Genomic DNA, 17,604 nt, shown 5'->3' with positions numbered 1-17,604 from the left:
AAGACATGGAGGCACGAAAAGCGGACGAAAAGCCGCGCAATCTATTTCGCAAGTCCTCGGCAGGATAATTAAGCGTAAGCCCCTGCTGTCTACGGTACAAATGTATATATTTTATTAAGTTGCTGTTTACTGTTGTAAACTCAACAGATTCTACTTTAACAGAAAATCTTTATGCTGTCAACTTAATTTTTTACTGCTGAGAAAGATGCTGCATCTACTTTCACACCAGGACCCATTGTTGATGTAACAGAGATGTTTTTCATGTAAACGCCTTTTGCTGCAGAAGGCTTTACTTTCATCATTGTATCAAAAATCGCTGTAAAGTTTTCAACAAGCTTCTCACTGTCGAAAGATACTTTCCCAACCGGTACGTGAATGTTACCTGCTTTATCAACACGGTATTCTACTTTACCAGCTTTGATTTCTTGGATTGCTTTTGTTACATCAAATGTTACTGTGCCTGTTTTCGGATTTGGCATCAAGCCTTTTGGTCCAAGAACGCGGCCTAATTTACCAACTTCGCCCATCATGTCAGGTGTCGCTACGATTACATCGAATTCGAACCAGCCTTGTTGGATTTTGTTGATGAAGTCGCTGTCGCCTACATAGTCTGCACCTGCAGCTTCAGCTTCTTTCGCTTTTTCGCCTTTCGCGAACACAAGAACACGTTGAGTTTTACCTGTTCCGTTTGGAAGAACAAGCGCTCCACGAATTTGCTGATCCGCTTTTTTCGGGTCAACGCCAAGACGGAAAGCCGCCTCTACTGTTGCATCAAATTTTACTGTGCTTGTTTTCTTTACAAGCTCAATTGCTTCTTCTACTGAATATTGTTTCGTGCGGTCAACGAGTTTCGCTGCCTCCTGAAACTTTTTACCTTGTTTCGCCATTATATGTTTCCTCCTTATGTGGTTATAGCGGAATTTACCTCCCACGAATAAAGGCTGCGGATGAAGTATCGCTACTTCACTCGCAACCTCCAAAAACAGACAACTGATTAGTCTTCGATCACAATACCCATGCTGCGGGCAGTACCTTCAACCATACGCATAGCCGCTTCAACGTCAGCTGCGTTTAGGTCAGGCATTTTTGTTTCAGCAATTTCACGCACTTTATCACGCTTAACCGTTGCAACTTTGTTGCGGTTCGGCTCTCCAGATCCTGATTCGATACCAGCTGCTTTTTTCAAAAGAACAGCTGCAGGCGGAGTTTTTGTGATGAATGTAAATGAACGGTCTTCAAAAACCGAAATCTCAACCGGAATGATCAATCCTGCTTGATCTGCTGTACGCGCATTGAATTCCTTACAGAATCCCATGATGTTAACACCAGCTTGACCAAGTGCCGGACCAACCGGCGGCGCAGGGTTTGCTTTACCTGCAGGAATTTGCAGTTTTACGACTTTAATTACTTTTTTAGCCACGAGACACACCTCCTTAAGTCCGTGATGTGGTACATGGGGCTTTGCCCCTCCCACTCTGTCTATCTTTATTTAAATAAAGATGATTATAAAATAAGTCTTAGGCAGTACGTACATACTGACCTAAGAAATATTACCACTTTCTACACAAGATTTCAACCCGTTTTTCAGGATAATTTATTGACCTGGTCAAAATCAAGTTCTACCGGTGTTTCACGGCCAAACATATTGACAAGTACTTTCAGTTTCCCTTTGTCCTGGTCAATCTCTTCTACTGTGCCTTCAAAGTCTGCAAACGGACCTTCTTTAACCGTAACCGTTTCACCGATTTCATAGTCTGCTTCATGACGGCGGTCTTCCATGCCCATCTGCTTTAAAATGGATGTTACTTCGTCCGGAAGAAGCGGAGTTGGCTTAGAGCCGTGGCCGGCAGAGCCAACAAAGCCTGTAACGCCCGGAGTATTCCGCACTACATACCACGAATCGTCGGTCATAACAATTTCGACAAGCACATAACCCGGGAAGACTTTTCGTTTTGTAACTTTTTCTTTTCCATTTTTCACATCGCGTTCTTCTTCTTCCGGCACAATCACCCGAAAGATTTTGTCCTGCATCCCCATTGACTCAACGCGTTTTTCCAAATTTGCTTTTACTTTATTTTCATAACCTGAATACGTGTGAACAACATACCAATTTTTTTCCATAGAAAGGGACTTGTGTCCTTCCCTCCTTTTCATTTTAAACAAGAAAAGCGCACAATGCATAGCTTTTGACGGCCACCTGTGATGAGCCCTGCGCCAGAGGCACCTTTGTCTCTGCTTCCCCCGGCTTGCATGGACTCCCGCTTTAAAACACGATCCGCGGTGAACTCCCGGGCTGGCAGTCCCTAAAGCCGGACAGCTTTCTGAACCAATTTCAAGCCAAATGAAAAAACCCGTTAAACGGGCTTTTCAGGTCCGCATGATGCGGGTCACGAAGGCGCTGCCGGGCAATGCGGCATTCCTGGCCTCTATTCATATTATCCATTATAGCACGGAAAAAACACTGTGTATTCAAGTAATTTTCCAAGTAGCTGATTACAGTTCTAAAACCCAGCGTACGAGCGTCGAAATACCGAGATCCACAACCGAGAAAAAAAGAGCAAGAAAAATTACTGTCGAAACAACCGTAATTGTATACGTTGTAAGCTCTTTCCGTTTCGGCCAGCTGACCTTACCCATTTCAGAACGCACGTTACGAAAAAATTGCGTAATGCGTGACATTTGCTGAAACCTCCAAAAGAAATGCTCCGGTGTCATTTCGTCTGTTTGTGCACAGTATGCTGATTGCAGACACCGCAAAATTTTTTTATTTCAAGGCGCTCGCCGCTGGCTGTATTGACCGTCGTCGAGTAATTGCGTGATCCGCATACAGAGCACGCAAGCGGCACTTTTTTTGCCATATTTATCACCTTACCATTTCAATTCTTAAAACTTACCATTGAAAGCGGTATTTCGTCAAGTTTCATTGGATGGTAATCTCTTTAAACTCCCAATACCGTTCCAGCTTCCGCTTAACTCGCTGCAAGGCATTGTCAATTGATTTCACATGGCGGTTCAACTCTTCTGAAATTTCCTGGTACGAACGGCCATCGAGATAAAGAGCAAGCACCTGCCGTTCTAAATCACTTAAAAGCTCGTTTACTTTTCCTTCAATACTGGAAAATTGCTCGCGGTTAATAATTAATTCCTGCGGATCGCTCGCTTTTGTTCCTGTCAGTACATCCATAAGCGTCCGATCTGATTCTTCATCATAAATTGGCTTATCGAGAGAGACATAGGAATTAAGCGGGATATGTTTCTGGCGGGTTGCAGTTTTAATGGCAGTAATAATCTGCCTCGTAATACACAGCTCGGCAAAAGCCCGGAATGTGCTAAGCTTGTCCCCTTTATAGTCGCGTACAGCTTTATAAAGGCCAATCATCCCTTCCTGAACGATATCTTCTTTGTCGGCCCCAATTAAAAAATAAGAACGAGCTTTAGCTCTGACAAAATTTCTATATTTTTGAATGACAAAATCGAGGGCTTCGCTGTTTCCGCTGTGGACAAGCTCCACTAGTTGTTCATCACTAAATATCTCCATCTCTGCACTTATCGAACGGTTCACGCCTACACATCCCCCTCCGCCTGTCAATCTTCGCTAGGATTAGTATACAGTACCATTTTTTTCTTCGTCAATCTTTCATTTTTTTCCTCTTCGCCATTTTTCAAATGTTTCTGCTGTTTCTTTGTCGAGTGGAATTCTTGCATGAGGCCTGATGTCACTAATTTCGCCGAGGTTTTTTTGGATCGATTTCTGCGTTATAGACAATTCTGTTAAAAGTTCGCGTGCTGAAATGCGGAGAGCTCCCTGGCCAAACACTGCCCATTGCTCTGTATAGTCAGAAGTGGCCACGGTCACCTGGTCGCGTACGTTATTTAATTCAATCGCCATCTTTTCAATCCGTTCATCTGCCGTTTCATTTTCTCGTGTAAAAATGACTTCTACCCTGGCATCGCGGTATTTTTTTTCGGTGCCTTTTACAAAATGCGCATCAAATACGATAATAACCCGGCAGCCGTGTACGCCCTGATATTCAGCCATAAGCGTGACAAGCCGGTCACGTGCCCCGGCAAAATCCGTCTCTTTCAAACGGCGAAGCTCGGGCCACGCTCCGATCATGTTATAACCATCAACAAGGAGAATATCCATTTTAGTTCCCCAGCGGATGGCGTTTCCGGTATACCTCATACATAAGCAGCGAGGCCGCAACAGAAGCATTTAAAGACGTTACATGGCCAGCCATTGGCAGTTGAATAAGAAAGTCACATTTTTCTTTTACAAGGCGGCTGATTCCGCGTCCTTCACTTCCGATTACCAGACAGACGGGCATTGTCCCATCAAAGCGGCGGTAGTCTTCTGCGCCAGTTGCATCCGTTCCGGCAATCCAAACGCCCCGCTCTTTTAATTCTTCTATCGTGCGGGCTAAATTGGTTACCCGTGCTACCGGAATGTATTCGATCGCCCCTGTTGAGGCTTTAGCGGCTGTTGCTGTCAGGCTGACTGACCGGCGCTTCGGAATAATAACGCCATGTGCTCCGACAGCATCGGCTGTCCGTATGATCGAGCCAAGATTATGCGGGTCTTCAAGTTCATCCAGCAAAAGAAAAAATGGCGGCTCTCCACTTTCCTCCGCTTTTGAAAACAAGTCTTCTATTTCTGCATACTGATAAGCCGCAATCGAAGCTGCCACTCCTTGATGATTTTCAGGCACCATTTGCTCAATTTTTCGTTTGGGAACTGTCTGTACTGGAACACCAAGTTCCTTCGCTTTCGCTAAAATTTGCTGAATTGAGCCTTTTTGCGCGCCTTCCTGCACCCATAATTTATTGATATCACGGCCAGCACGCAAAGCTTCCAGAACCGGGTTTCTTCCTCCGATCCATTCCTGTTCCTGTGTCATCCGCTTACCCCTCCATTCTCTAAGATGTCATAGATGATTGCTTCCATTCGATCAAGCTGTCCCGTTAAAAACAAAAAACCGATAACTGCTTCAAATGCGGTGCTGTGGTTATAAGTTTGAACATCCGTGTTTTTGGGAACATGGCCCGATTTTGCATTGCGTCCTCGTTTGGCTACGGTTAGCTCTTCTTCAGTTAAAAAATGGATTTCGCGCAGCCGGTGAAGCTGGGCAGCCTGTGCTTTTGCGGAAACAAACTTTGTAGAAGCACGATGAAGGTCATTCGGCTTTACACGGCCGGATTGAAGCAGGAATTTACGGATATACACTTCATAAACGGCGTCTCCCATATAAGCAAGCGCCAGCCCGCCCAGCTGTTTTGCATCTTTTAAGGGCTCTGCCAGCTGCTTCATCATCCGCGTCTCCACCGAACTCCCTGTGCCGTATCTTCAAGCACAATGTTTAACTCTTTCAACTGATCCCGAATACTGTCAGCACGGGCGAAATCTTTGTTTTCGCGTGCTTCGTTCCGCTCTTCAATTAATGCCTCAATTTCTTCATCAAGCAATTCTTCCTGCTTCACTTCCAGGCCAAGCACAAAAAACATATCTTCAAACTTCGACAAAAACTTATCAATTACAGCGGCTGAGGTATGAGCTTCAAGCAAATATACATTGGCATCTTTCGATAAATCAAACAATACAGAAATAGCATTCGCTGTATTAAAGTCATCATCCATTTCCTTTAAAAAGCGGGCATGGTGTTCAGCTATTTTTTCAAGCCACTGGTTGTCGTGCCCTGTTAAATTAGTGCTTGATTCTTTTCTGTGCTTTAAATTCTCATACGACGTTTTTAGACGGTCAAGCGATGCGGCTGCGCTGTCCAGCAGCTCCTTGCTGTAGTTAACCGGGTGGCGGTAGTGAACAGACAGCATAAAGAAACGCAGAACCTGTGGGTCAATCTCTTTAATGATGTCATGGACAAGCACAAAATTACCGAGTGATTTTGACATTTTTTCATTGTCGATATTAATGTACCCATTATGCAGCCAGTAGCGGGCAAAAGGCTTGCCGGTTAACGCTTCAGATTGGGCAATCTCATTTTCATGGTGCGGGAAGGTTAAATCCTGGCCGCCCGCATGAATATCGATTGAATCACCAAGGTATTTCCGCGCCATCGCGGAGCACTCAATATGCCATCCCGGCCGGCCTTCTCCCCACGGGCTGTTCCACGAAATTTCGCCTTCTTTTGCCGCTTTCCACAAAACAAAATCCAGTGCATCATCTTTCTTTTCGCCGGCACCAATGCGGGCACCGACTTTTAATTCATCAATAGACTGATGGGACAGCTTTCCGTAGCCGTTGAATTTCCGCGTCCGGTAATACACATCACCGCCCGACTCATAAGCAAATCCTTTATCGACAAGGCCTGAAATAAATTCTATAATGAGCTCAATATTTTCTGTTACACGCGGGTGCACATCCGCCTTCTGGCAGCCGAGTGCATGAGTGTCCTCAAAATAGGCATTAATAAATCGTTCAGCAATCGCCGGAACTTCTTCTCCGAGTTCATTTGCAGCCCGAATTAATTTGTCATCAACATCAGTAAAATTCGAGACATATGTAACATCGTATCCGCGATACTGAAGATGTCTGCGCACTGTATCGAATACGATTGCCGGCCGTGCGTTACCGATGTGGATATAATTGTAAACGGTTGGTCCGCATACATACATCTTTACTTTTCCCTTTTCGATTGGGACAAATTCTTCCTTCTTGCGCGTCAGTGTATTGTATAATTTAACGGACATTCGTACGGTCCCCTTTCTTCATTTCCTCTTTTAACTGAGCGATTTCTGCTTCCAGGCTTTTCAATCGGTCGGCTACAGGGTCAGGCATATTACTGTGGTTTAAATCTTTCACAGCCGGCTGTACCTTTTTGCCATTTTGTATCACAATACGGCCGGGAATACCAACGACTGTTGAATTTGGCGGCACATCCTTTAAGACGACTGATCCGGCACCAATACGGGCGCATTCTCCGACTGTAATGGAGCCAAGCACTTTTGCCCCTGTTGCAATCAAGGCCCCATCCAGAATAGTTGGGTGCCGCTTTCCTTTTTCCTTGCCAGTTCCTCCAAGTGTTACACCCTGATAAAGTGTTACATTGTCACCAATTTCACATGTTTCCCCGATCACAACCCCCATGCCATGGTCAATAAAAAGGCCTCGTCCGATCCGGGCACCAGGATGGATTTCAATGCCTGTAAAAAACCGGCTGATTTGTGAAATAACCCGGGCAATAAAATAAAACTTCCGTTTATAAAAGCCATGTGCAAGCCGGTGCGACCAAATAGCATGCAGCCCTGAATACGTTAAAATAACTTCCAGGTAGCTTCTCGCCGCCGGATCTTGTTCAAAGATTGTGTCAATATCTTGTTTTAATACACGCAGCATTGCCTTGCCACTCCTCTCAAACCTTTTTCAGACATACAAAAAAACGCCTCTGCAAGACAGAGACGTTTTATAGACGCGGTTCCACTCTGTTTGAAAAACGGCAATGCCGTCTTCCCAACTTTAACTGATAACGGGATGTACCCGCTGCCGCTTACTTTTATTCAGCCGCAGACTCAGAGGGGCACTTCTGCGGACAGAGGGGCCTGAACCGCTCCCAGCCCATGGCGGTTCTCTCTGAAAGGCATCTGCCGCTTACTTTTCCTCTTCAACGTTTTTAGTATATATACTCTATTATATACACGAAAGCCTTTTAATCAAGAATGGCCTTTAGTCTTTTGATCACTTTTTCCCGTCCAAGCAATTCAATTGCTTTCGGCAGGTCCGGGCCATGCGTTTGGCCGGTAACCGCAGCCCGAATTGGCATAAACAGCTTTTTCCCCTTGTGGCCTGTTTCTTTTTGCACTTCTTTCATCGCTTTTTTCACACCATCTGCCTGGAACGGTTCAAGAGCTGCCGCTTTTTCAGCAAAGACATTGAGTACTTCAGGCACCTGCTCTTCTGACAGAACTTCTTTGGCTTCTTCTTCATAAGAAACCTCGTCCTTGAAAAATAGAGCTGATAATTCGACAATTTCTGCCCCATAGCTCATTTTTTCCTGGTACAGGGCAATTAAATTCGTTACCCACTCTTCTTGATCCGGAGAAAGTGTTTCTTCGATCAGCCCCGCTTTTACAAGATGCGGGCGGGCAAGCTCCGCTACACGCTCGACAGACTCCTCTTTCATGTACTGATTATTCATCCAAAGAAGCTTCTGCTTATCAAAAAACGCAGGTGATTTTGACAGGCGGTCCGCGTCAAACTGTTCAATAAACTGCTGCTTTGTATAAATTTCTTCTTCTTCTTTTGGCGACCAGCCAAGAAGGGTAATGAAATTCAGCAATGCTTCCGGAAGGTATCCGAGCTCTTTGTATTGTTCGATAAATTGAATAATGGACTCATCACGCTTGCTCAGCTTTTTACGGTTTTCATTCACAATTAACGTCATGTGGCCAAAGACTGGAGGCTCGAAACCAAGTGCTTTGTAAATTAAAAGCTGTTTCGGCGTATTTGAGATATGGTCATCACCACGGAGAACGTGAGTCATTTTCATTAAATGATCATCTACTGCAACCGCAAAATTATAGGTTGGTGTTCCATCCTGCTTTACAATGACAAAATCGCCGCCAATGCCATCAGAATCAAACGAGACTTCTCCTTTTACCATGTCATTAAACGCAAGTGTTTCGCCTGTTGGGACAAGAAAGCGAAGGCTTGGCCGGCGTCCCTCTGCTTCCAGGGCTGCCTGATCGTCAGCCGTCAAATGGCGGCACTTCCCTGAATAGCCGGCTATTTCATTTCGTTCTTGCTGCGCTTCACGCTCCGCTTCGAGCTCTTCTGCTGTGCAATAACATTTGTATGCTTTTCCTTCGCTTAAAAGCTGATCGTAATACTTTTTATACAAATGATTACGCTCTGACTGTCGATACGGGCCGTATTCGCCGCCCACATCCGGCCCTTCATCCCAATCTACCCCGAGCCATTTCAGATAGTTAAGCTGGCTTTGTTCTCCGCCCTCGATATTCCGCTTCTGATCTGTATCCTCAATGCGGATAACGAATGTGCCGCCAAGATTGCGGGCGTATAAATAATTAAAAAGCGCCGTCCGCGCATTTCCGATATGCAGGTGGCCGGTTGGGCTTGGCGCGTAGCGAACGCGTACGTTATTTGTCATAATTTCTTCCTCCATGCTGTTTACCTTTGTTTTTCCACTAATAAAACGGCAGCCTGTGATGCAATGCCTTCGCCTCGTCCCGGGAATCCGAGCTTTTCAGTAGTCGTAGCTTTTACGTTGACCTGGTCAACGCTCGCTTCAAGCAGCTGGGCGATGCGTTCCCGCATAGCGCCGATATAAGGTGCCATTTTCGGCTGCTGCGCAATAATTGTACAATCAATATTGCCAAGTTCATAGCCTTTATTCTTTACAAGCTGCCAAACCTGCTCTAGAAGCCTGGCTGAATCTGCATCTTTAAAGGCTTCATCTGTATCTGGGAAATGCCGGCCAATATCTCCTTCCCCAATTGCTCCCAGGCAGGCATCCGCTACAGTATGAAGCAGCACATCTGCATCCGAATGACCAAGCAGTCCTTTTTCGTGCGGGATAGTAATTCCGCCAATAATAAGCGGTCTTCCTTCTGCCAACTGATGTACATCAAATCCCTGTCCAATTCGAAACATCGTTCCTACACCTAACTTTCATTTCTTTTTGCGATAATCGCCCGGGCAAAGTACAAATCTTCCGGCGTCGTTAATTTAATGTTATCATAATCACTTTCCACAACTTGAACGGGATAACCAATTCGTTCAACCAGCGATGCTTCATCTGTTCCTAAAAACTGCTCCTGCTCCGCTTTTTGCTGCGCCGCAAGAAGAACTTCCTTCTGAAAAGCCTGCGGTGTCTGAACCGACCAGAGGCTTTCACGGTCTACCGTCTCAGACACGAGGCTGTTTTTCGCTTTTTTGATGGTATCCTTTACTGGAACGGCCGCTATCGCTGCCCCCGTTTTTTGAGCACTTTCAACAAGCATAGCAATGGTTTCCTTTGTCACAAAGGGTCTTGCCCCATCATGCACGAGGACGATGTCTGATTCCGGCGGGAGCATTTTTAAGCCACTGTAAACACTGTGCTGGCGCTCCTTTCCTCCATCAGCGAACGAGGATACCTTTGTAATTTGATGGGCAGTTAAAAGCTGCTTAAATTCCGTCCGTTCATCTGGATGAACGGACAGGATAATTCCCTTGCAGAAGGCATCCGTTTCAAACACAGCGAGCGTATGAATAATAAGCGGCCGCCCCTTAAGCTCAAGCAGCACTTTGTTCATTCCTGCCTTCATGCGCTTTCCTTTTCCAGCAGCCGGAATCACGACATAATAGTCCATTCGTTTAAACCTATCCTTTCTTAATCATCCATGCTTCGGTTTCGCAAAAATCATCCGGCCGGCAGATGTTTGCAAAACACTTGTTACGATAACGTCAATTTGTTTGCCGATAAAGTCGCGGCCGTCTTCTACTACGATCATTGTTCCATCATCGAGATAAGCTATGCCCTGCCGCTGTTCTTTCCCGTCTTTAATAACCAATACATGCATTTCTTCTCCTGGAATAACAACAGGTTTTACCGCATTCGCGAGATCGTTTATGTTGAGTACCTGCACTTTTTGAAATTCACATACTTTATTTAAGTTAAAGTCATTGGTTACAACAATACCGCCAATCTCTTTTGCCAGCTTGACAAGCTTGGAATCTACTTCATGAATATCTTCGTAGTCTTTTTCTGTCATTTCCACATTAATGGGAACCTCTTTTTGCAGCCGATTTAAAATATCGAGACCACGGCGCCCTTTTGTTCTCTTTAGTGTATCAGAAGAATCGGCGATATGCTGTAATTCTTCCAGAACAAATTGCGGAATAAGGATGGTGCCATCTAAAAAGCCTGTTTCACAAATATCCGCAATCCGGCCATCGATAATAACACTTGTATCCAGTATTTTAAGCGACCCGGCCGGAGGTGCAATTGATAATTCGTCCGCCTGCACTTCTTTCCGTTTTGACGCTTTGCTGAATGAAAACAAAGACGCCAGCTCATCGCGCCGTTTAAAACCGAATTGAAAACCGAGATACCCAAGACCGATTGTCAAAAGAATAGGAACGACTGTATTGACGATCGGCAGCTGGAGCTGTGAGAGCGGTATGCCGACTAGTATAGCAAGAAGAAGACCCACTACTAACCCAAGCCCGCCTGTAACGATATCTGTCAGCGGCGCACTTACGATGCGGTCTTCAATCCACTTAATAAATTCCACAATGTAATCTACTGCCCAAAAGGTCAGCAGGTAAAAGAGAAGTGCTCCTAAAAGCGCTGTTACATATGGGTTATTAATAAATGGATGATCAAAATGAAGATAAAGGAATAAGTCCGGAAGAAGAAATACGCCAAGCGTACCGCCTAAAATAATGAACCCACCCTGTACAAGACGCTTTAACATGTTGATTTCACCTCCTTATTCTTTTCATTATAAACACGTTTCGAGTCTCGCGCTAATAATACGAGACTCGAATGTATTTTGTTTCATTTTCTTATTTTCCAAACACTGCCTTTAACGCTTCATTCACTGTTGAAACACCAACAATTTCTACGCCTTCGGGAGCCGTCCAGCCGCCGATATTATTAGAAGGAATAATGATGCGTGTAAACCCGAGCTTGGCAGCTTCATTTACTCGCTGTTCAATGCGTGATACACGCCTTACTTCACCTGTCAGTCCAACCTCGCCAATTAAACAATCAGATGTCCCCGTCGGCTCATCACGAAAGCTGGAAGCAATACTGACCGCTATTGCCAGGTCAATCGCAGGCTCATCAAGCTTCACACCGCCGGCTACCTTTAAATAGGCATCCTGGTTTTGCAGAAGAAGGCCTACCCGCTTTTCCAGAACAGCCATAATCAGTGTTACCCGGTTGTGGTCAATGCCCGTTGCCATCCGCCGCGGATTTCCGAAAACAGTCGGTGAGATAAGCGCCTGTATTTCTACCAGCACCGGCCGTGTTCCTTCCATCGATGCTACTACGGTCGAGCCCGATGTTCCTTTTGTTCGCTCTTCCAGGAAAATTTCAGAGGGGTTCGCCACTTCCTCTAATCCGGCCTCCTTCATTTCGAAAATACCCATTTCATTGGTGGAGCCGAACCGGTTTTTTACCGCCCGCAAAATACGGTACGTGTGGTGGCGTTCTCCTTCAAAATAAAGAACAGTGTCCACCATATGCTCAAGAAGACGGGGGCCGGCAATAGCCCCTTCTTTTGTAACATGGCCAACAATAAAAATTGCGATATTATTCATTTTTGCAATTCGCATCAGCTCGGCCGTACACTCGCGCACCTGAGAAACACTTCCCGGGGCAGAAGTTACTTCAGGATGGTGGACAGTTTGGATCGAATCAATGATAACAAACTCTGGCTTCATATTTTCAATCGCCGAGTGTATCAGCTGTAGATTTGTCTCTGAATATATATATAAACTTTTATCATTGACACCCATTCTCGATGCCCGCATTTTTGTTTGCTTGACTGACTCTTCCCCTGATATATACAATACATTGCTTCCTTTTAAGGAAAGCTGGGAAGACACCTGCAAAAGCAAGGTAGACTTGCCGATTCCAGGGTCTCCTCCGATTAAAACAAGTGAACCGGGCACTACACCGCCGCCCAATACCCGATTTAATTCTCTCAAATCCGTTTCCACTCTCGGCTCCTGTGATGTTTCCACATCAGTGATCCGCGAAGGCTTAGACATCACAGTGTCTGAATGAATAAACGTTCTCTTTGGCTTTCCTGTGATTTCTGTTTCTTCTACCATCTGATTCCACTGCCCGCAGCCCGGACATTTCCCCATCCACTTTGGCGATTCATACCCGCAAGAGCTGCAGACGAATTTTGTTTTTGTTTTAGCCAAATTCCTGCTCCTTCCCATAAAAAACAGCGGGTCCATGATAGACCCGCTGAATCATTTGTCTAACGTTACGAAGCCGATCCAGCTGCCGTGCGAACGATAAACTCACCTTTTTCATCCACATCGACTACAACCTGCTGCCCGGTTAGTACGTTACCTTTAAGCAGTTCTTCTGATAAGCGGTCTTCTACCTGCTTTTGAAGCGCCCGGCGCAGTGGACGCGCTCCGTATTCCGGATCGTATCCTTCGTCCGCAATTTTCTCTTTCGCTTTATCAGTCAGTTCGACATTAATGTCCTGCTCTTTCAAGCGTGTCGTAAGCTGATCTGCCATAAGCGTAACGATTTCTTTTAGATGTTTCTTTTCAAGAGCATGGAACACAATAATTTCATCGATACGGTTTAAGAACTCCGGACGGAATGCACGCTTTAATTCCTCCATCACCTTTCCTTTCATATCTTTATGATCCTGTGCTCCATCTTGAATATTAAAGCCAACATATTTATTTTTTTGCAGTGCCTGTGCACCAACATTTGATGTCATAATCAGAACCGTATTGCGGAAATCTACTGTACGTCCTTTAGAATCAGTTAAACGGCCGTCTTCGAGTACCTGGAGCAGAATATTAAACACATCAGGATGCGCTTTTTCAATTTCATCAAGCAGCACAACTGAATACGGCTTACGGCGGATTTTTTCCGTTAACTGGCCGCCTTCTTCATAACCTACATAACCCGGAGGTGAGCCGACCAAACGAGATGTAGAATGCTTTTCCATGTATTCAGACATATCAATGCGGATCATTGCATCCTCATCACCAAACATTGATTCAGCCAGCGCTTTGGCAAGCTCTGTTTTCCCCACACCTGTTGGGCCCAGGAAAATAAATGAACCAATCGGCCGTTTTGGATCTTTTAAGCCGGCACGTGCACGACGGACTGCTTTTGAAATCGATGTAACAGCTTCTTCCTGGCCAATTAAGCGGGAATGCAAAATTTCTTCCAGGTTGAGCAGGCGGTCTGTTTCCGTTTGAGCCAGCTTCGATACTGGGATTCCCGTCCAGCTGGAGACAACCATTGCAATGTCTTCCATAGTGACTTCACTGTTTTCCGTTCCCTGCTTTTCTTTCCAGCTGTTTTTCGTTTGCTCAAGCTCTTCACGAAGCTTTTGCTCTGCATCACGCAAGGAAGCCGCTTTTTCAAACTCCTGGCTTTGAACAGCTGAATCCTTTTCATGTTTTAGCGCTTCAAGCTTCACTTCAAGCTCTTTTAAATTTGGCGGCGTTGTGAAAGAACGCAGGCGAACTTTTGAGCCGGCTTCATCGATTAAGTCGATCGCTTTATCTGGCAGGAACCGGTCAGAGATGTAACGGTCAGACATTTTAACAGCTGCTTCGATCGCCTCATCCAGAATGGCCACCCGATGGTGAGCTTCGTAACGATCGCGGAGCCCTTTCAAGATTTGAATAGATTCATCAAGCGTTGGTTCATCCACTTGAATCGGCTGGAACCGGCGCTCGAGCGCAGCGTCTTTCTCGATATATTTCCGGTACTCATCAAGCGTGGTAGCTCCAATACATTGCAGCTCACCGCGGGCAAGCGATGGTTTTAAAATATTTGAAGCATCAATAGCTCCTTCTGCCCCGCCGGCACCAATGAGGGTATGCAGCTCGTCAATAAACAAAATAATATTGCCTGCCTGGCGAATTTCATCCATTACTTTTTTCAAACGGTCCTCAAACTCACCACGGTATTTTGTTCCGGCTACAACCGTACCCATATCCAGTGTCATAACGCGTTTATTACGAAGCGTCTCCGGTACTTCGTTATTGATAATTTGCTGGGCAAGGCCTTCTGCAATAGCTGTTTTTCCGACGCCCGGCTCTCCAATTAACACAGGATTATTTTTAGTACGCCGGCTTAATACTTCAATTACCCGCTGGATTTCCTTGCTGCGGCCTATAACCGGATCAAGGCTTCCTTCACGAGCAATTACCGTTAAATCACGGGCAAGACCGTCAAGTGTTGGCGTGCTGACGTTTGAGGCCTGGCCTCCCTGGCCTCCACCCGATTCGCTGCTTCCGAGCAGCTGAAGCACTTGCTGGCGTGCTTTGTTCAAGCTGACCCCCAGATTGCCAAGCACTCGGGCCGCTACTCCTTCTCCTTCACGAATGAGGCCGAGTAAGATATGCTCCGTCCCTACATAAGAATGGCCCAGTTTCCGGGCTTCATCCATTGAAAGCTCAATTACTTTTTTCGCACGCGGTGTGTAGTGAACTGTTTTAGAAGCACCGTCGCCTTTTCCAATTAACTCTTCTACTTCTTCCTGGATTTTTTCTGCGCTAAGACCTAAACCATAAAGCGCTTTAGCGGCGATTCCTTCTCCCTCTCGAACAAGGCCAAGCAAGATATGCTCCGTTCCAATGTTGTTATGGCCAAGACGAATTGCTTCTTCCTGCGCCAGAGCTAAAACTTTTTGAGCTCTTTCTGTAAAACGTCCAAACATCATATCCATTTCCCCCTTATCTCAATTCGTTTCATCAAGTTCAAGTCTTTCACGAATTAATGCCGCCCGGCGAATATCCCGATCTTCTGCCCGAAGTGGTCCTCCAGCATACTGCTGAAGAAAGCCCGGCTGTGTTAAAACCATTAACTCATTTAAGATACTTTTGGATATATGAGTAATATACCCTAAATCAATCCCTAATCTAACATCCGACAAACATTGAAATGCTTCGCTTGTTTCAATTACTCGGCTGTTTGATAACGTTCCAAAGGACCGGAAAATACGGTCTTCGAGCTGGATAGGAGATGTCTGCTTCAATGCATCGCGCGCCGATTGCTCACGTGCCATTAATTCATGAACGACACTGTCAAGGTCGTTAATAATATCTTCCTCTGACTTGCCAAGCGTCAGCTGATTTGAAATTTGAAAGATGTTGCCTAATGCTTCGCTGCCTTCTCCATAAATCCCTCTCACGACCAGGCCCAATTGATTAATAGCCGGAATAATCCGATTCATCTGGCGCGTTAATACAAGGCCCGGTAAATGAATCATAACGGAGGCACGCAGCCCGGTTCCTACATTTGTTGGGCAGGCGGTTAAGTAGCCTATCTTTTCATCAAACGCGTATTGTACTTTTTCTTCAATTACATCATCAATTTGATTGGCTTTGTCCAGTGTCTCCTTTAGTTGGAGACCGGAGGCAAGACACTGAATGCGCAGGTGATCTTCCTCATTCACCATAACACTCACGTCTTCCTTGTCTGAAATAAGCGCTGCTCCATACAAAGAGGTTTCCGACAGAAAAGGGCTGATTAAATGCTTTTCTACAAGTACTCTTTTTTGAAGCGGTGATAAGTCTTCCATTTTTAAAAGCTCAAGAGCTAATTGATCAGAAACAGCTTCGTGTACCTGGGTGACCACGTCTTTCGCTTTTTCTAAAGAAAGAATGGTGGAAAACAATACATTTTCCAGGTTACGAGCCAGCCTTATTCGAGTACTAAGCACAACATCCGAATCGGGCCCGGTGCCGCTCATCCATGCACTTGTTTGTTGGTTTATAAATCGCTCAAGAGACATTACTGAACGCCTCCTTCATTCAGTAGTTTCTTTTCCAGGGCACGTATCTGGTCGCGAATATTTGCTGCCTGCTCGAACTGCTCGCTTGTTACCATTTCCTGAAGCTTTTCACGTAATTGCTGCAGCTCTTTTTGCAAATGAAGCTGGCCGCCCATACGTGCAGGAATTTTTCCATGATGAATAGTATTGCCACCATGAAGCCGTTTTAAAAGAGGTGTTAATTTTGACTCAAAGGTTTCATAGCAGTGAGCACAGCCAAATTTGCTGCTTTGTAAAAATTGCTTAAACGTCATATGGCAGTTCTCGCAGTGCACTTCTTGTTCATGAAATGAAGGATTTGCAGAAAACTGGGGGTCCGGGTTAAATAACCCACCCAATAAGTTGTTTAAAGAAAAAGCTGGGTGTCCACTGAATAAGTGCTCCCCTTTTTCATTTGCACAATGTTCACATAAGTAAACTTCTGTCATTTTGCCATTCACTGTTTTTGTAAAGTGAAGGACTGCCGGCCGCTCATGGCACTCTTGACATATCAACCTGTCCACCTGCCTTACACATATTTAAGTGAGAGTAAAAAAGACTTCATTATTCTGGCTCTTAATTCATCCCGCTGGGGCAATTCGGTGTTAATGACAGAGCGTTCCATTGCCCCTAACATTAATTTCGCTTCGCGGGCAGAAATAACCTTTTCTTCAAGAAGGCGATAAACAAAATTTTCTGCACTTGCCTGTGAAAGTCTCATTCCTACAAGCGAATGCAGCTGATCAAGCAGATCACTTTGCTCATGAATAGTCACTTTAATAATTCGAATATAACCGCCGCCGCCTCTTTTGCTTTCAACAAGGTACCCACGTTCAGCGGTAAAGCGAGTATTTATGACATAGTTAATTTGGGAAGGAACGCATTGAAATTTATCAGCAATTTCGCTTCGTTTGATTTCAACAATTTCGCTTCCACTATGCTCGAGTACTTGTTTCAAATACTGTTCAATAATATCAGAAACGTTTCTCATCGATCTCCCCACCTTGACCTTGACTATATTTGACGATAATTATAAAGGAAATAATGTGTCTATGGCAATTATTTTGCCCTTTAAAAACAAAAAAAGACAACTTGATTTCTCAAGTTGTCTTT

The 17,604-nt window shown here is 45.1% G+C and carries 20 protein-coding genes and 2 other annotated features (1 of these 22 only partly in view); all 20 genes read right to left on the bottom strand.

The window, feature by feature from the left end; all coding sequences use genetic code 11:
* Positions 1-113, bottom strand: a sequence feature (ribosomal protein L10 leader region) (it extends 30 nt beyond the left edge of the window).
* Positions 114-182: 69 nt separating this feature from the next.
* Positions 183-887, bottom strand: a complete 705-nt coding sequence (rplA, locus tag VP98_RS16750) for a 50S ribosomal protein L1 (RefSeq protein ID WP_046176538.1) — start codon at positions 885-887, stop codon at positions 183-185.
* A gap of 107 nt (positions 888-994) precedes the next feature.
* Positions 995-1,420 (bottom strand): 50S ribosomal protein L11, encoded by a 426-nt coding sequence (gene rplK / locus VP98_RS16745; RefSeq protein ID WP_045851841.1) that lies wholly within the window; start codon positions 1,418-1,420, stop codon positions 995-997.
* Positions 1,421-1,584: 164 nt separating this feature from the next.
* Positions 1,585-2,121, bottom strand: coding sequence for a transcription termination/antitermination protein NusG (nusG, locus tag VP98_RS16740; protein WP_046176537.1), 537 nt, complete (start codon positions 2,119-2,121; stop codon positions 1,585-1,587).
* Between the two features lie 372 nt (positions 2,122-2,493).
* Positions 2,494-2,679 carry a preprotein translocase subunit SecE gene (gene secE / locus VP98_RS16735; RefSeq protein ID WP_046176536.1) on the bottom strand — a complete coding sequence of 62 codons (186 nt, stop codon included), beginning with the start codon at positions 2,677-2,679 and terminating at the stop codon, positions 2,494-2,496.
* A gap of 32 nt (positions 2,680-2,711) precedes the next feature.
* Complete coding sequence (gene rpmG / locus VP98_RS16730; protein ID WP_046176535.1) at positions 2,712-2,858, bottom strand: 50S ribosomal protein L33; 147 nt, start codon at positions 2,856-2,858, stop codon at positions 2,712-2,714.
* Between the two features lie 62 nt (positions 2,859-2,920).
* Positions 2,921-3,538 (bottom strand): RNA polymerase sporulation sigma factor SigH, encoded by a 618-nt coding sequence (sigH, locus tag VP98_RS16725; RefSeq protein WP_046176579.1) that lies wholly within the window; start codon positions 3,536-3,538, stop codon positions 2,921-2,923.
* Positions 3,539-3,637: 99 nt separating this feature from the next.
* Positions 3,638-4,147: an NYN domain-containing protein gene (locus VP98_RS16720; protein ID WP_046176534.1), complete on the bottom strand. Its 510-nt coding sequence runs from the start codon at positions 4,145-4,147 to the stop codon at positions 3,638-3,640.
* A 1-nt stretch (position 4,148) separates the two neighbouring features.
* A complete protein-coding gene (gene rlmB / locus VP98_RS16715) occupies positions 4,149-4,898 on the bottom strand; it encodes a 23S rRNA (guanosine(2251)-2'-O)-methyltransferase RlmB (RefSeq protein ID WP_046176533.1) in 750 nt (249 codons plus the stop codon).
* Positions 4,895-5,308: a Mini-ribonuclease 3 gene (locus tag VP98_RS16710; RefSeq protein WP_269431512.1), complete on the bottom strand. Its 414-nt coding sequence runs from the start codon at positions 5,306-5,308 to the stop codon at positions 4,895-4,897. Before VP98_RS16710 ends, rlmB begins: the two co-directional genes overlap by 4 nt.
* Positions 5,308-6,705 carry a cysteine--tRNA ligase gene (gene cysS / locus VP98_RS16705; protein WP_046176531.1) on the bottom strand — a complete coding sequence of 466 codons (1,398 nt, stop codon included), beginning with the start codon at positions 6,703-6,705 and terminating at the stop codon, positions 5,308-5,310. Before cysS ends, VP98_RS16710 begins: the two co-directional genes overlap by 1 nt.
* Complete coding sequence (gene cysE / locus VP98_RS16700; protein ID WP_046176530.1) at positions 6,695-7,351, bottom strand: serine O-acetyltransferase; 657 nt, start codon at positions 7,349-7,351, stop codon at positions 6,695-6,697. Before cysE ends, cysS begins: the two co-directional genes overlap by 11 nt.
* A gap of 55 nt (positions 7,352-7,406) precedes the next feature.
* Positions 7,407-7,629 (bottom strand) — a binding site (T-box leader).
* A gap of 32 nt (positions 7,630-7,661) precedes the next feature.
* Entirely contained in the window at positions 7,662-9,122 is a 1,461-nt protein-coding gene (gene gltX, locus VP98_RS16695; protein WP_046176529.1) for a glutamate--tRNA ligase, read from the bottom strand.
* Between the two features lie 20 nt (positions 9,123-9,142).
* Complete coding sequence (gene ispF, locus VP98_RS16690; RefSeq protein WP_046176528.1) at positions 9,143-9,625, bottom strand: 2-C-methyl-D-erythritol 2,4-cyclodiphosphate synthase; 483 nt, start codon at positions 9,623-9,625, stop codon at positions 9,143-9,145.
* A gap of 11 nt (positions 9,626-9,636) precedes the next feature.
* On the bottom strand, positions 9,637-10,326 hold the full coding sequence (gene ispD / locus VP98_RS16685; protein ID WP_046176527.1) for a 2-C-methyl-D-erythritol 4-phosphate cytidylyltransferase: 690 nt from the start codon (positions 10,324-10,326) through the stop codon (positions 9,637-9,639).
* A gap of 24 nt (positions 10,327-10,350) precedes the next feature.
* A complete protein-coding gene (locus tag VP98_RS16680) occupies positions 10,351-11,433 on the bottom strand; it encodes a PIN/TRAM domain-containing protein (protein ID WP_046176526.1) in 1,083 nt (360 codons plus the stop codon).
* 91 nt (positions 11,434-11,524) lie between these two features.
* Positions 11,525-12,895 carry a DNA repair protein RadA gene (gene radA / locus VP98_RS16675; RefSeq protein ID WP_046176578.1) on the bottom strand — a complete coding sequence of 457 codons (1,371 nt, stop codon included), beginning with the start codon at positions 12,893-12,895 and terminating at the stop codon, positions 11,525-11,527.
* Positions 12,896-12,960: 65 nt separating this feature from the next.
* Positions 12,961-15,399, bottom strand: coding sequence for an ATP-dependent protease ATP-binding subunit ClpC (clpC, locus tag VP98_RS16670; RefSeq protein WP_046176525.1), 2,439 nt, complete (start codon positions 15,397-15,399; stop codon positions 12,961-12,963).
* Positions 15,400-15,417: 18 nt separating this feature from the next.
* Positions 15,418-16,473 (bottom strand): protein arginine kinase, encoded by a 1,056-nt coding sequence (locus VP98_RS16665; protein WP_046176524.1) that lies wholly within the window; start codon positions 16,471-16,473, stop codon positions 15,418-15,420.
* Positions 16,473-17,015 carry a UvrB/UvrC motif-containing protein gene (locus VP98_RS16660; protein WP_407919232.1) on the bottom strand — a complete coding sequence of 181 codons (543 nt, stop codon included), beginning with the start codon at positions 17,013-17,015 and terminating at the stop codon, positions 16,473-16,475. Before VP98_RS16660 ends, VP98_RS16665 begins: the two co-directional genes overlap by 1 nt.
* Positions 17,016-17,020: 5 nt before the next feature.
* Positions 17,021-17,482 (bottom strand): CtsR family transcriptional regulator, encoded by a 462-nt coding sequence (locus VP98_RS16655; protein WP_046176522.1) that lies wholly within the window; start codon positions 17,480-17,482, stop codon positions 17,021-17,023.
* Positions 17,483-17,604: the final 122 nt, after the last annotated feature.

This window comes from Domibacillus indicus (genome assembly GCF_000970685.1).
GTDB lineage: Bacteria > Bacillota > Bacilli > Bacillales > Domibacillaceae > Domibacillus > Domibacillus indicus.
Note: the sequence above shows the minus strand (reverse complement) of the source record. Positions and strands in the feature narration are given on the sequence as shown.

Bases quoted from the DNA above. Each gene is read 5' to 3' on its own strand.
- rplA (WP_046176538.1), bottom strand. From the start codon at position 887: ATGGCGAAACAAGGTAAAAAGTTTCAGGAGGCAGCGAAACTCGTTGAC.
- nusG (WP_046176537.1), bottom strand. From the start codon at position 2,121: ATGGAAAAAAATTGGTATGTTGTTCACACGTATTCAGGTTATGAAAAT.
- secE (WP_046176536.1), bottom strand. From the start codon at position 2,679: ATGTCACGCATTACGCAATTTTTTCGTAACGTGCGTTCTGAAATGGGT.
- rpmG (WP_046176535.1), bottom strand. From the start codon at position 2,858: ATGGCAAAAAAAGTGCCGCTTGCGTGCTCTGTATGCGGATCACGCAAT.
- sigH (WP_046176579.1), bottom strand. From the start codon at position 3,538: ATGGAGATATTTAGTGATGAACAACTAGTGGAGCTTGTCCACAGCGGA.
- VP98_RS16720 (WP_046176534.1), bottom strand. From the start codon at position 4,147: ATGGATATTCTCCTTGTTGATGGTTATAACATGATCGGAGCGTGGCCC.
- rlmB (WP_046176533.1), bottom strand. From the start codon at position 4,898: ATGACACAGGAACAGGAATGGATCGGAGGAAGAAACCCGGTTCTGGAA.
- VP98_RS16710 (WP_269431512.1), bottom strand. From the start codon at position 5,308: ATGAAGCAGCTGGCAGAGCCCTTAAAAGATGCAAAACAGCTGGGCGGG.
- cysS (WP_046176531.1), bottom strand. From the start codon at position 6,705: ATGTCCGTTAAATTATACAATACACTGACGCGCAAGAAGGAAGAATTT.
- cysE (WP_046176530.1), bottom strand. From the start codon at position 7,351: ATGCTGCGTGTATTAAAACAAGATATTGACACAATCTTTGAACAAGAT.
- gltX (WP_046176529.1), bottom strand. From the start codon at position 9,122: ATGACAAATAACGTACGCGTTCGCTACGCGCCAAGCCCAACCGGCCAC.
- ispF (WP_046176528.1), bottom strand. From the start codon at position 9,625: ATGTTTCGAATTGGACAGGGATTTGATGTACATCAGTTGGCAGAAGGA.
- ispD (WP_046176527.1), bottom strand. From the start codon at position 10,326: ATGGACTATTATGTCGTGATTCCGGCTGCTGGAAAAGGAAAGCGCATG.
- VP98_RS16680 (WP_046176526.1), bottom strand. From the start codon at position 11,433: ATGTTAAAGCGTCTTGTACAGGGTGGGTTCATTATTTTAGGCGGTACG.
- clpC (WP_046176525.1), bottom strand. From the start codon at position 15,399: ATGATGTTTGGACGTTTTACAGAAAGAGCTCAAAAAGTTTTAGCTCTG.
- VP98_RS16665 (WP_046176524.1), bottom strand. From the start codon at position 16,473: ATGTCTCTTGAGCGATTTATAAACCAACAAACAAGTGCATGGATGAGC.
- VP98_RS16655 (WP_046176522.1), bottom strand. From the start codon at position 17,482: ATGAGAAACGTTTCTGATATTATTGAACAGTATTTGAAACAAGTACTC.